Source organism: Bailinhaonella thermotolerans (genome assembly GCF_003594875.1).
GTDB lineage: Bacteria > Actinomycetota > Actinomycetes > Streptosporangiales > Streptosporangiaceae > Bailinhaonella > Bailinhaonella thermotolerans.
In genome coordinates, this window is sequence record NZ_QZEY01000007.1 from 307129 (window position 1) to 319563 (window position 12435).

12 protein-coding genes are annotated in these 12435 nt (G+C 71.7%); 3 read left to right on the top strand and 9 right to left on the bottom strand.

The features are described 5' to 3' along the window. Nucleotides 1-191: 191 nt before the first annotated feature. The 3 genes from D5H75_RS20590 to ctaC all read right to left on the bottom strand — a co-directional run bounded on the left by D5H75_RS20590 (nucleotide 192) and on the right by ctaC (nucleotide 3072). Entirely contained in the window at nucleotides 192-587 is a 396-nt protein-coding gene (locus D5H75_RS20590) for a cytochrome c oxidase subunit 4 (protein WP_119928113.1), read from the bottom strand. Next, nucleotides 584-2206, bottom strand: coding sequence for an aa3-type cytochrome oxidase subunit I (ctaD, locus tag D5H75_RS20595; RefSeq protein ID WP_119928169.1), 1623 nt, complete (start codon nucleotides 2204-2206; stop codon nucleotides 584-586). The genes D5H75_RS20590 and ctaD overlap by 4 nt, the downstream gene beginning before the upstream one ends. A 65-nt stretch (nucleotides 2207-2271) precedes the next feature. After that, entirely contained in the window at nucleotides 2272-3072 is an 801-nt protein-coding gene (gene ctaC, locus D5H75_RS20600) for an aa3-type cytochrome oxidase subunit II (protein ID WP_242454391.1), read from the bottom strand. 145 nt (nucleotides 3073-3217) lie between these two features. On the opposite strand from ctaC, the gene D5H75_RS20605 reads away from it, so the two are divergent. Both D5H75_RS20605 and D5H75_RS20610 read left to right on the top strand, forming a co-directional pair. Continuing rightward, nucleotides 3218-4360: a cysteine desulfurase family protein gene (locus D5H75_RS20605; RefSeq protein WP_119928115.1), complete on the top strand. Its 1143-nt coding sequence runs from the start codon at nucleotides 3218-3220 to the stop codon at nucleotides 4358-4360. Next, complete coding sequence (locus D5H75_RS20610; RefSeq protein WP_277949961.1) at nucleotides 4357-4593, top strand: sulfurtransferase TusA family protein; 237 nt, start codon at nucleotides 4357-4359, stop codon at nucleotides 4591-4593. The genes D5H75_RS20605 and D5H75_RS20610 overlap by 4 nt, the downstream gene beginning before the upstream one ends. Nucleotides 4594-4732: 139 nt before the next feature. Here D5H75_RS20610 and D5H75_RS20615 read toward each other — a convergent pair whose 3' ends face one another. The 3 genes from D5H75_RS20615 to erpA all read right to left on the bottom strand — a co-directional run bounded on the left by D5H75_RS20615 (nucleotide 4733) and on the right by erpA (nucleotide 8446). Further along, entirely contained in the window at nucleotides 4733-6883 is a 2151-nt protein-coding gene (locus tag D5H75_RS20615; protein ID WP_119928116.1) for a tetratricopeptide repeat protein, read from the bottom strand. A 65-nt stretch (nucleotides 6884-6948) separates the two neighbouring features. Then, complete coding sequence (locus tag D5H75_RS20620; RefSeq protein WP_119928117.1) at nucleotides 6949-7935, bottom strand: carbohydrate kinase family protein; 987 nt, start codon at nucleotides 7933-7935, stop codon at nucleotides 6949-6951. A 160-nt stretch (nucleotides 7936-8095) separates the two neighbouring features. Then, a complete protein-coding gene (gene erpA, locus D5H75_RS20625; protein WP_119928118.1) occupies nucleotides 8096-8446 on the bottom strand; it encodes an iron-sulfur cluster insertion protein ErpA in 351 nt (116 codons plus the stop codon). A gap of 257 nt (nucleotides 8447-8703) precedes the next feature. Here erpA and nadA point away from each other — a divergent pair, with 257 nt between their 5' ends. Further along, nucleotides 8704-9861: a quinolinate synthase NadA gene (gene nadA / locus D5H75_RS20630; protein WP_119928119.1), complete on the top strand. Its 1158-nt coding sequence runs from the start codon at nucleotides 8704-8706 to the stop codon at nucleotides 9859-9861. Between the two features lie 270 nt (nucleotides 9862-10131). Here the strand turns inward: nadA and D5H75_RS20635 are convergent, their stop codons facing one another. The 3 genes from D5H75_RS20635 to htpX all read right to left on the bottom strand — a co-directional run bounded on the left by D5H75_RS20635 (nucleotide 10132) and on the right by htpX (nucleotide 12435). Then, nucleotides 10132-10896, bottom strand: coding sequence for a maleylpyruvate isomerase family mycothiol-dependent enzyme (locus D5H75_RS20635; RefSeq protein ID WP_202638334.1), 765 nt, complete (start codon nucleotides 10894-10896; stop codon nucleotides 10132-10134). 67 nt (nucleotides 10897-10963) lie between these two features. Continuing rightward, a complete protein-coding gene (pspAB, locus tag D5H75_RS20640) occupies nucleotides 10964-11527 on the bottom strand; it encodes a PspA-associated protein PspAB (RefSeq protein ID WP_119928121.1) in 564 nt (187 codons plus the stop codon). Further along, nucleotides 11527-12435 carry a zinc metalloprotease HtpX gene (htpX, locus tag D5H75_RS20645; protein WP_119928122.1) on the bottom strand — a complete coding sequence of 303 codons (909 nt, stop codon included), beginning with the start codon at nucleotides 12433-12435 and terminating at the stop codon, nucleotides 11527-11529. Before htpX ends, pspAB begins: the two co-directional genes overlap by 1 nt.

The window sequence follows — 12435 nt, forward strand, 5'->3', positions numbered from 1 at the left end:
CAGGTCAGCCGTTGCTTGCCTACCCACTCATGTCCCCGTACCACCCCGAGCGGGCCGCACACGGGGCAGAGGTTACCTTCTTCTGACGCCCGCTACGGCCAAGAAGTTCTGTATCAAACAGTATCGCGGGAGACCGACACATCCTTCCCGGGATGTGCCGGTCCCCCGCGACCAGGTGCGAACGGGACTTCTCAGTGCGAGAAGTGCCCCCGGTAGTACTGGAAGACGAAGCCGATCGTCGTCATCAGCACCGCGGCGACGCCGATGATGAACAGCCACCAGCCGATCACGAAGCCCACCGTGGCGAGCGCCGCGGCCAGCGCCACGAAGAGCGGCCACCAGCTGTGCGGGCTGAAGAAGCCGATCTCCCCGTTGCCGTCGCTGACCTCGGCCTCCTTGTTGTCCTCCGGCTGCGGGCCGATGCGCCGCGCGGTGAACAGCAGGTAGTAGCCGATCATGAAGGCCAGGCCGACGGTGATGCCGAGGGCCGTGGTGCCCGTCGGGTCCTTCGACCAGAACCAGTACACGACGTCGGTGGCGGCGAAGAAGATGCCACAGATCAGGAACAGCCAGCCCTGAACCTTCATCGGTCAGTCCCTTCCGTCACGGAAGCAGCGGTGGCGGAGGCGGCGACCGGGGCGACCCCGGTCACGTGCGGGTAGTGCAGGTCGAACGCCGGGCGCTCGGAGCGGATGCGCGGCAGGCTCGTGAAGTTGTGCCGCGGCGGCGGGCAGGACGTCGCCCACTCCAGCGAGTTGGCGTAGCCCCACGGGTCGTCGACCAGGATCTGCTCGCCCTGCTTGTGCGTCCGCCACACGTTCCAGAAGAACGCAAGCGTGGAGGCGCCCAGGATGAACGCGCCGACCGACGAGATGAGGTTCAGGTCGGTGAAGCCGTCGTTCGGGGCGTAGTCGGCGTAGCGGCGCGGGAAGCCCTCGACGCCGAGCCAGTGCTGGACGAGGAACGTCAGGTGGAAGCCGAAGAACAGGGTCCAGAAGTGGACCTTGCCCCAGCCGTCGTGGAGCATCTTGCCGGTGAACTTGGGCCACCAGAAGTAGAAGCCCGAGAACATCGCGAAGACCACGGTGCCGAAGAGCACGTAGTGGAAGTGCGCCACGACGAAGTACGAGTCGGTGACGTGGAAGTCCAGCGGCGGCGAGGCCAGGATGATGCCGGTCAGACCGCCGAAGAGGAAGGTCACCAGGAAGCCGATGGCGAACAGCATCGGCGTCTCGAACGTGAGGTGGCCGCGCCACATCGTGCCGATCCAGTTGAAGAACTTCATCCCGGTGGGCACCGCGATGAGGAACGTCATGAAGGAGAAGAACGGCAGGAGCACCTGGCCGGTCGGGAACATGTGGTGCGCCCACACGGTCATCGACAGGCCGGCGATGGCGATGGTCGCGCCGACGAGGCCGGTGTAGCCGAAGACGGGCTTGCGGCTGAAGACCGGCAGGACCTCGGTCACGATGCCGAAGAACGGCAGGGCGACGATGTACACCTCGGGGTGGCCGAAGAACCAGAACAGGTGCTGCCACAGCATGGCGCCGCCGGTCTCGGCGTCGAACAGGTGCGCGCCGAGCTTGCGGTCGGCGGCGAGGCCGAGCAGGGCCGCGGTCAGCACCGGGAACGCCAGGAGCACCAGCATCGAGGTGATGAAGATGTTCCAGGTGAAGATGGGCATCCGGAACATGGTCATGCCCGGGGCCCGCATGCAGACGACCGTGGTGATGAAGTTCACCGCGCCCAGGATCGTGCCCAGGCCGGACAGCACCAGACCCATGATCCACAGGTCGCCGCCGACGCCCGGCGAGGAGATGCCGTTCGACAGGGGGGTGTACGCGAACCAGCCGAAGCTCGCCGCGCCGCCCGGGGTGAAGAACCCGCTGATCGTGATGATGCCGCCGAACAGGAACAGGTAGTAGCTGAACATGTTCAGGCGCGGGAACGCCACGTCGGGGGCGCCGATCTGCAGCGGCATGATCACGTTGCCGAACCCGACGAACAGCGGCGTCGCGAACATCAGCAGCATGATCGTGCCGTGCATGGTGAACAGCTGGTTGAACTGCTCGTTGCTCGTGAACTGCAGGCCCGGCTGGGCCAGCTCGAGCCTGATCACCAGCGCCATCAGGCCGCCGATCAGGAAGAACACGAACGACGTGATGAGGTACATGTACCCGATCACCTTGTGGTCCGTGGAGGACATCCACGAAACGATGATCGAACCCTTGCGGGAGGGGCGCCTCTGCGCGCCTCCGGCGGTAATCGCGGTCACTGGGCTCTCCCAGCCTGGCTCTGGATGTACTGGTCGAACTCACCCGGCGGGACGAGCTTCACGGTGAACAGCATGCGCGCGTGGTCGGTGCCGCACAGCTCGGCGCACCGCCCGGCGAAGACGCCGTTCTTGTCCAGCGTCTTGAGCTGGAACGAGTTGTGGACCCCCGGGATGACGTCGCGCTTGAACAGGAACGCGGGCACCCAGAACGAGTGGATGACGTCCGGCGACTCCAGGTTGAAGCGGATGTTCTTGCCGCCGCTCGGGAGCACCAGCTGCGGGTCCTGGCCCGGCCTGCCGACGACGGTGACCGTCTTGCCCTGGGTCTCGGTCGTGAAGCGCCAGCTCCACTGGAACCCCTCGACCTTCACGGTCACGTCCGGCTTGGCCTTCATGTCGTTCAGGTAGTCCTGATCGCGGGCGGTGAAGTAGAAGAACACCGCGATCATGATGAACGGCAGCACGCTGTAGAGGATCTCGATCGGCAGGTTGTACCGGACCTGCGGCGGAAGCTCCTCGTAGCGCTTCTGCTGGGCGCGCTTACGGTGGAAGACGCACGCCCAGATGATGAGGCCCCAGACGACCACGCCGACGGCGAACGCCGCGATCCACGAGCCCTGCCACAGGGACAGGACGCGTTGGCCCTGCTCGGTGATCGGCTCGGGCATGGCCAGTCGGCCGAACTCGTTATCGGAGGCGCACGCCGTCGCGCCGGCCAAGACCAGCGCGAGAGCGGCGGCGCTCGTCGCCTGACGTCGGGCTCTGCTGCGCCCGGTCGCACGGCGGGTCGGACTCACGGATCGCCTACCCCACTCAAATTCGCCCAAGGGTCCCTCCCCTGGGCGGATGTTTCCTTGGATCATGGAATTCAGAAGTCATGCGATGGACACATTAGCGCGCACCGCCACCGGTACTTCGCGCAGCCCCCGTTAATGTCGCCCTGTGGCGTACTTCGACGCGGCCTCCACGGAGCCGCCGCACCCCTCCGCACGCGACGCGCTGATCGAGGCGCTCGGCTCCGCGTGGGCCGACCCGGCGAGACTGTACGGCATGGCGCGCCGCTCCCGCATGCTCTTGGACCGGGCCCGCGCCGACGTCGCCGCCGAGCTGGGCGCGCGGCCCGACGAGGTGTTCTTCACCACCTCCGGCACGCAGGCCGTGCAGCTCGGGCTGCTCGGCGTGTTCCGGGCGCGCCGCCGCGCCGGCCGCCACGTCGTCGTGAGCCGGGTGGAGCACTCCAGCGTGCTGCACGCCGCGCGCGCCGCCGAGGCCGAGGGCGGCGAGGTGACCGAGGTGGGCGTGAGCCGTACCGGGCGGGTGGACCCGGCGGAGTTCGCGGCGGCGCTGCGGCCGGACACGGCGGTGGCCTGCCTCCAGTCGGCGAACCACGAGGTCGGCACGGTGCAGCCGGTGGAGGAGGTCGCGGCGGCCTGCCGCGAGGCCGGGGTGCCGCTGCTGGTGGACGCCGCGCAGACGATCGGGCGGGCGCCGCTGCCGGGCGGCTGGTCGGCGCTGGCCGGCAGCGCGCACAAGTGGGGCGGGCCCGCCGGGGTGGGCGTCCTGGCCGTGCGAAAGGGCACCCGCTGGCGGTCGCCGCTGCCGGAGGACGAGCGGGGGTACGGCAGGGTGCCGGGGTTCGAGAACGTCGCGGGCGCGGCGGCCGCGGCGGCGGCGCTGCGCGCGCGGGCGGCGGAGATGGCGGCGGAGTCGGCGCGGCTGTCGGCGCTGGTGGACCGGATCCGGGCGGAGATCCCGGCGCGGGTGCCGGACGTCGAGGTCCAGGGCGACCCGGTGCACCGGCTGCCCCACTTGGTCACGTTTTCGTGTCTATATGTAAACGGTGAGGCATTGCTGACCGAGCTCGACCGGGAAGGATTCCAGGTCTCCTCCGGCAGCTCCTGCACCGCGAGTACGCTACAACCGTCGCATGTCCTTGAGGCGATGGGCGTGATTACGCATGGGAACGTCCGGGTATCGCTGCCCCGTGGGACTCCCGCGGAGGCCGTCGAGCGGTTCCTCGACGTGGTTCCGGGCGTCGTCGGCAGGCTGCGCGAGTCCATGCGCGGATCGGGGGTGAGCGGGTGAACTCCGGGAGCGTCACCATCGACGCGCTGGGCCGCAAGTGCCCCATCCCGATCATCATGCTCGCCGAGCGCATCAACGAGGTGCCGCTCGGCGCGGTGATCACGGTCCTGGCCGACGACCCCGCCGCCTACACCGACATCCCCGCGTGGTGCCGGCTCAAGTCGCACCAGTTCGTCGGCAGCCTGGAGATCAAGCCCAGGGGCTGGGCCTTCAACGTCCGCCGCTCCTACTGACGGAGCCGGGCGCGCCTCCGGGAGCACCGGGCCCGCCTCCGGGAGCACTACCGGCCCGTCTCCGGGGAGCGCCGGAACGCCCCGCCGGGCGCACCCCGAGCGCCCCGGGCCTGCGCCGGGCCCGTGGCGTACGGCGGGCCTAGACGACCGGCGCGTCCTCGGCCAGCGCGGCGCGGGCCAGGGCGAGGTTCTCCCTGGCCACGGCCGTGATCGGGTGGTCGGGGTCGAGCACGGCCTCGCTGTCCGCGAGCGTCCGCTCGTGCAGCAGCACGGCCTCCTCCAGCCGCCCGGCCGCGCCGTACGCGCTGGCCAGATTGTTGCGGGATCGCAGCGTGTCGGGATGGTGCAGCCCGAGGACGCGCTCGCGGGCGGCCAGCGTGCGCTCGCACTGCCGGACCGCCTCGGCCGTCATCCCGGCGGCCTTGTAGGCGTAGGCGAGGTAGTCGCCCGACCGCAGGGTGTCCGGGTGGTCCTCGCCGAGGACGCGCTTGCGGTCGGCGAGCACGCGCTCGCTCTGGCGCACGGCCTCGCCGAGGCGCCCGGCCGCGCCGTACGCGTAGGCCAGGTTGCTCCGGGATCGCAGCGTGTCGGGATGGTCCACGCCCAGGACGCGCTCGCGGGCGGCCAGCGTGCGCTCGCACAGCTTCACCGCGTGCGCGGACCGGCCCGCCGCCCGGTAGGAGTGCGCGAGGTTGCTGCGGGTCCGCAGGGTGTCGGCGTGGTCGGGGCCGAGCAGGCGCTCCTGCTCGGCCAGGGTGCGTTCGGCCAGCTCCACGGCGGCGTCCAGCCGCCCGGCCGCGCGGTAGGCGGAGGCCAGCGTGTCCCGCGCGCTCAGCGTCTCGGGGTGGGTCTCCCCCATCAGCCGCTCGCGGTGCGCCAGGGTGCCCTCGCGCAGCTCGATCGCCTCGTCCACGTAGCCCGCGGCCTGGTAGGCGTACGCCAGGTTGTCGCGCGCGGCCAGCGTGCCCGGGTGCCCGGCCCCCAGGACCCGCGCGGAGTCCGAGACGACCGCCTCGCCCAGCGCGATCGCGCGGGCGGTGTCGGCGAAGCCGTTCAGGTGGAACAGGACCCAGCTCCGCAGCGACAGCACCTCGGCGGCCAGCTTCAGCAGATCGTCCGGGGCGTCGCGGGGGTCGTCGCCCAGCTCGCCGTCCACGTGCGCCCACAGCTCCTCGGACTGCTCGGCGAGGACGGCCACGACCGCGCGCTCCCCCTCCGCGCCCGATCGCGTCAGCCCGCGCACGATGCCCAGCGCGCCGGCCGCGGCGGTCATCGCGTCCACGAGCGTGCCCTCGCGGCGGGCCCGGTCGCGCGCCACGCGCTGGCCCAGGCCGTGGGCGAGCACCCAGAATCCGTTGAGGCTGTACGACAGGAGGGCGGCGTCCTCCAGGCGCGCGAGGACCTCCTCCGCGTCGCCCTCGGCGAGCTGCCGCAGCAGGTCGCGCGGCACGCCGGCGGGCGACAGCACGGCGAGGACCTCCAGCAGGGCGCGGGCCTCGCCGCCGCCCAGGCACTCGAGCGAGAGCAGCACCGACTCGGCCACGCCCCAGGGGTACGCCGGGGAGCCGGAGCGCGGCAGCAGCCTGGCCACGGGGGTCGCGCGCAGCCGCGCCAGATAGCCGGCGCAGGTCAGCCGCCGGGCGTTGATGACCGCGGCGGCGTGCGCGAGCGCGAGGGGCAGCCCGCCCAGCTCGTCGGCCAGGGCCCGGGCGTCCTCGGTGACGCCGGCCGCCTCCCGGAGGTAGACCAGCGACTCGCGCGGGGTGAACGGCTCGACCTCGACGACCGCGCCCAGCCGGGAGAACGCCCGATCCGTCGCGGTGATCACGACCTGCGCGCCCCCGGCCTCCGGCAGCCACGGCCGGACGACCTCGGGGTCCACCGCGTTGTCGAAGACCACGAGGTACGGCTCGCGCCGCCGCTCCAGGGCCCGCCGCACGCGCCGGGCCGACTCGGCGGAGGACTCGCCGTCGGCGCGCAGCCCGAGCTGGGCGGCCAGGGCGTCCAGGCCGCCGAGGATCTGCTCGGGCGTCTCGGCGGGGATCCAGGCGACCGGCACGCCCTCGCCGTGGCGCTCGCGGGCGTAGGCGGCGGCGAGCTGGGTCTTGCCCGTCCCCGGGGCGCCGACGAGGGCGCAGACGGGGTGGGCCCGGATGCGGTCGCGGAGGGCGCGGCGGGGCTGGAAGGCGTACGGCGCGGCGGGCAGGCCCCCGGTGAGCACGTCGGCGGGCGGCCCCCCGGCGGTCTCCGCCGTGCCGGGGGCACCGGGGTTCCGTATGTCCGCGTGCATGTCAGGCACCCGCATCACCCGTTCCGTCGCGCCGGTCCGCGACCAATGATCGGGCAAAAGACCGATCAGGGGTAGTGGCAGCGCACGTGCTGGGCGACCTCGTCCGCGGCCTCCTGGCCGTACGCCTCGGCGAGGCGCGTCAGGAACCTCTCCTGGCCGAGCTGGTACTCCTGGGTGCCGACGGTCTCCAGGACGTAGACGGCCATCAGGTTGCCGACCTGCCCGGCGCGCTCCAGGGACAGGCCCCAGGCCAGCGCGGACAGGAAGCCGGCGCGGAAGGCGTCGCCGACGCCGGTGGGCTCGACGCGCTCGACCTCGGGGACGGCGGGGACGTGGATGCCCTCCTCGCCCTGCCGGTCGATCACGACGCCCTTCGGGCCGAGCGTGGTGACCCGGACGCCGACGCGGGAGAGGACCTCCGCGTCGGTCCAGCCGGTCTTCTGCTCGACCAGGGCCTTCTCGTAGTCGTTGGTGATCAGGTAGGCGGCGCCGTCCACCAGGGCGCGCACGTCGGCGCCGTTCATGCGGGCGAGCTGCTGCGAGGAGTCGGCGACGAACGGGATGCCGCGCTGGCGGCACTCGTCGGTGTGCCGGAGCATCGCGTCGGGGTCGTTGGCGCTGATGACCACCAGGTCGAGGCCGCCGATCCGGTCCGCGCACGGCTGCAGCTCGATCTGGCGCGCCTCGGCCATCGCCCCGGTGTAGAAGGAGGCGATCTGGTTGTGGTCCTCGTCCGTGGTGCAGAGGAACCGCGCGGTGTGGTGCAGGTCGGAGATGTGGACCGACTGGCAGTCGACGCCGTGGCGCTCCAGCCAGGAGCGGTAGTCGTCGAAGTCGGCGCCCACCGCGCCGACGAGCGCCGGCTTCAGGCCGAGCATCCCCATCCCGAAGCAGATGTTCGCGGCGATGCCGCCCCGGCGGATCTCCAGTTCGTCCACCAGGAAGGACAGCGAGACCCGGTGCAACTGGTCGGGGATGAGCTGGTCGGCGAAGCGGCCGGGGAACTTCATCAGATGATCGGTCGCGATGGAACCGGTCACGGCGATGCGCACGGGTTCTCCTATTCGGAGTCTGTCTCTACGCGGAACCCGGCAAGCTTACCCGCGCATGCGAAACCCCGTCTCCCACCAGGAGGGAAGACGGGGCTTGCGGGACGGCCGCGGGCGGCCTCGGACGTCTGCCGGCCGCGGACGCCCGGTCGGCCGCGGACGCCTAGTTGAACGAGTCGCCGCAGGCGCACGAGCCGGTGGCGTTCGGGTTGTCGATGGTGAAGCCCTGCTTCTCGATGGTGTCCACGAAGTCGATGGTGGCGCCCATGAGGTAGGGGGCGCTCATCCGGTCGGTGACCACGCCGACGCCGCCGAAGTCGGAGACCACGTCGCCGTCCATCTTGCGGTCGTCGAAGAAGAGCTGGTAGCGCAGACCGGAGCAGCCCCCGGGCTGCACGGCCACCCGAAGCTGGAGGTCGGGCTCGCCCTGCTGCTCCAGGAGACTCTTGACCTTGGCGGCTGCCGCGTCGGTCAGGATGAGCCCCTGCTGGGTGGTCTTGCTCTCAACCGTCATGTGCTGACTCCTGCTGCGTCGCGTGACCGCCCCACACGGCGGTCCCTTTCAACAACCTTGCAACACGCGACGTGCCTCGCGCATTCCTCACCATGCTCGCACATCTTCCGGGCCTCTCGCCAGGCGGTGGCCCGCTTCCGCCCGGTGAGCGTTTCCCCTGGTCGTACGGCTGCCGCCGGACGAGCCCAGGGGCCGGAATAAACCGGGCGAAGCGTGTGTAATCATTAGTCGTCAATCCGACGAAAAGGGGGTGTGGCGTGACCGCCGCACAGGATCTGGGACTGCCGCTCTTCATCCTGGGACGGGAGTCCGACACCCACAGCGAGCGGGGCGTGGACTGTCCGGGGTCCCTGCCCCCGGCGTCCGACCCCGCGCTCGTCGAACGCGCCCGCGCCGCGAAGGCCGCCCTCGGCGACCGACTCTTCGTCCTCGGCCACCACTACCAGCGCGACGAGGTCATCCAGTTCGCCGACGTGACCGGCGACTCCTTCAAGCTCGCCCGGGAGGCCGCCGCCCGTCCGACGGCCGACTACGTGGTCTTCTGCGGCGTGCACTTCATGGCCGAGTCCGCCGACATCCTCACCGCCGACCACCAGCAGGTCGTGCTCCCCGACCTGGCGGCCGGCTGCTCCATGGCCGACATGGCGACCTTCGACCAGGTCGAGGAGGCCTGGGAGGAGCTGGAGGACGCCGGGATCGCCGACGACGTGATCCCCATCACGTACATGAACTCCTCGGCCGACATCAAGGCGTTCGTCGGCCGCCGCGGCGGCGCCGTCTGCACCTCCTCCAACGCCAGGCGGGCCCTGGAGTGGGCATTCTCACAGGGCTCGAAGGTGCTCTTCCTGCCCGACCAGCACCTCGGCCGCAACACGGCGGTCCTTTCGATGGGCCTGTCGCTCGACGACTGCGTGGTCTACAACCCGCACCGCCCCGGCGGCGGCCTCACCCGCGACCGGCTCCGGGACGCCACGATGATCCTGTGGCGCGGCCACTGCTCGGTCCACGGCCGGTTCAGCAGGCAGTGCGTGGACGACGTGCGGCAGCGCATCCCCGGCGTGAACGTCCTGGTGCACCCCGAGTGCCGCCACGAGGTGGTCGTCGCGGCCGACCACGTGGGCTCCACCGAGTACATCATCAAGAAGATCGAGGAGGCCGAGCCCGGCTCCGCGTGGGCGGTCGGCACCGAGCTCAACCTCGTCCAGCGCCTGGCGAACGCGCACCCCGACAAGACGATCACGTTCCTCGACCGCACGGTCTGCTACTGCTCCACCATGAACCGGATCGACCTGCCGCACCTGGTCTGGTCCCTGGAGTCGCTGGCCCGCGGCGAGGTCGTCAACCGGATCCAGGTGGACGCCGACACCGCCCACTGGGCCAAGGTCGCCCTGGACCGCATGCTCGCCCTGCCGTAAGCGCCGCTCCGGGCCGCACGCCGTACGGCGGGGCCACGCCGGCTCCGCCGTACCGGCTCCGGCCCGGATCCGGACGCGTCAGCACGGACACGGACGGATCAGCACGGACACGGACGGGTCGGCACCGACACTGACGGGTCAGCACGGACACGGACGGGTCAGCACGGACACGGACGGGTCGGGACGGACCCGGACCCGCCGGCGCGGGCCGGAACGAGCGGTCACGGCCGCGGCGGTCACGGGCCGGAAGCGGTCACGGCCGCGGCGGGATCAGACGCGGGCGCGCCCGGTCCACCAGGTGAGCAGGGAGGCGTCGCCCTCCACCGTGTAGCGCGGGCCGTCGATGGGGCGGCGTCCCCACACCGCGAGCAGCAGGTCCGTCGCGTTCGCGGCGCGCACGGTCACGTCGCCGGGCTTGCCCGAGCGCTCGTGGCCGAACCCCTCCGGCGTGAGCGTCACCACCCAGCCGGGGCGGTCGCCGTACTGCCAGGACAGCGTCTCACCGCGGCCGTCGCCCGCGCGCAGCTCGCGCACCTTCCGGTTCCACCGGGCGTACGGCAGGACGTCGAAGAACTCGGCCACCCCGTCGTCGGCGACCTCGGCGTCGATCACGGGCTCACGCCCCAGCGCCAGCTCCGCGTCCGCGCGGTGCACGGCCGTCTCGTGGAGCTGCCGCCGCGACCAGAACCGCACGTGGCGGTCGCCGCCCCAGGACCACACGGCCTCGGCCGGGCCCGCGTCGCGCAGCGCCGAGATCAGCGGTACGGCGCCGGCGCCCAGCCAGTCGGCCGCCTCCCGGTCCTCGGCGGGGAACTTGGGGTCCACCGTCGTGCGGTCGATGAGCTCCGGGGTCCGCGTCCGCACCACCAGGGCCGCCCACCGGTGCACCCATCCGGTGTGCCGCACCAGCTCCCGCAGGTCCCAGCCCGGGCAGGTCGGCACGGGGACGTCCAGATCCATCCCGCGCACCGCCCGCGCGAACGCCTCGATCTCCCGCGCCAGCGCCTCCGTGTGCGCCCGGTGAGTCCACTCCACGCCCGGCACCTCCCATCGCCCGCGCATCGTCTCACGCGGCCGCCCGGCCGTACACCGCCGGCGGGGATCAGAGGCCGGGGGCGCCCCAGACGGGGAACCAGCGGGTGAGGTCGGGCTCGATGCGCAGGTCGCCGGCCAGGGTGGAGCGGATCTGCAGCTCCAGCGGGTTGTCGCGGCGCTCGCCCGGCAGCGGGGCGAAGGGGTAGAAGTTCCCGCGCTTGTAGAGGTAGACGAGGGCCAGCCGGCGCAGCTCGGCGTCGGTGAAGGTGACGAGGGAGCACAGGAGGGAGGGGCCGAAGCCCGCTCCCTCCAGGGTGGAGTTCACCGCGTGCAGGTCCGTCACCAGGCCCTCCAGGTCGGACTCCGGGCGGCGCAGGAGGAGCCAGGTGTAGCCGTAGGCGTCCGTCGAGCGCTCGACCGGGGTGTCCAGGCCGACCAGCTCGCGGGTCTCGCGTTCCAGGCTCGCGAAGGCCCCTCCCTCGGCGGCGCGGAAGGCGACCGAGCCGGCGCCCGTGGGCTTGAAGCCGGTGGCGGCGGCGAGGGTGACCGCCGCCGCCGGGAGGGCGAAGAGCTGGTCGAGATCCGGCCTGGCCGGCTCCGACCGGCCGAACAGCGCGTCCAGCCAGCCCATCACACGCCCCGGCTGAGCTGGGCGGAGATCTGGCCGAGCTGCTCCAGGCGGCGTTCGAGCGGCGGGTGCGTGGCGAAGAGCGACGTCAGGCTGAAGCCCTGCGCGAACGCCGGGACCAGGAAGAACGCGTTGAACGGCTCGGCCTGCCGCAGGTCCCGGGTGGGGATCTGGGCCATGTCGCCGCTGACCTTGGTGAGCGCCGACGCCAGGGCCGAGGGACGGCCGGTGAGCAGGGCGCCCGCGCGGTCGGCGGACAGCTCGCGGTACCGCGACAGGGCCCGCGTGAGCAGGAAGCTCACCGCGTAGACGACCGCCGACACCAGGACCACGACCAAGAACACCGGCACCGCGTTGTTGCCGCGCCGGTCGCGCCCGCCGACCAGGCCGAACTGCAGCCCGAACCGGGTGATCAGGCCGGCGACCAGGCCCAGGAACGACGCGATCGTCATGACCGCGACGTCCCGGTGCGCGACGTGCGACATCTCGTGCGCGAGCACGCCCTCCAGCTCCTCGGGCGTGAGCCGCCGGAGCAGGCCGGTGGTGACGCACACGACCGAGTTCTTCTGGTTGCGCCCGGTGGCGAACGCGTTGGGGACGTCGGAGTCCGCGATGGCCACCCGGGGTTTGGGCATGTCGGCCATCGCGGACAGCCGGTCCACGAGCCCGTGCAGCTCAGGAGCCTGCGCGGGCTCGACGACCTTCGCGTTCATGGCGAAGAGAGCGATCTTGTCGGACAGGAAGTACTGCAGCAGCAGGAACCCGACCGCGATCACCAGGACGGTGACGGCCTTCACGCCGAGGGCGATGAGGACCGCGACGAACACGACGTAGAGCAGTCCCAGCAGGAACATCGTCGTGACCATGCGCCTGGTCAGCCCCTTGTCCGGGGCGAACCTGCCAGATGTCAT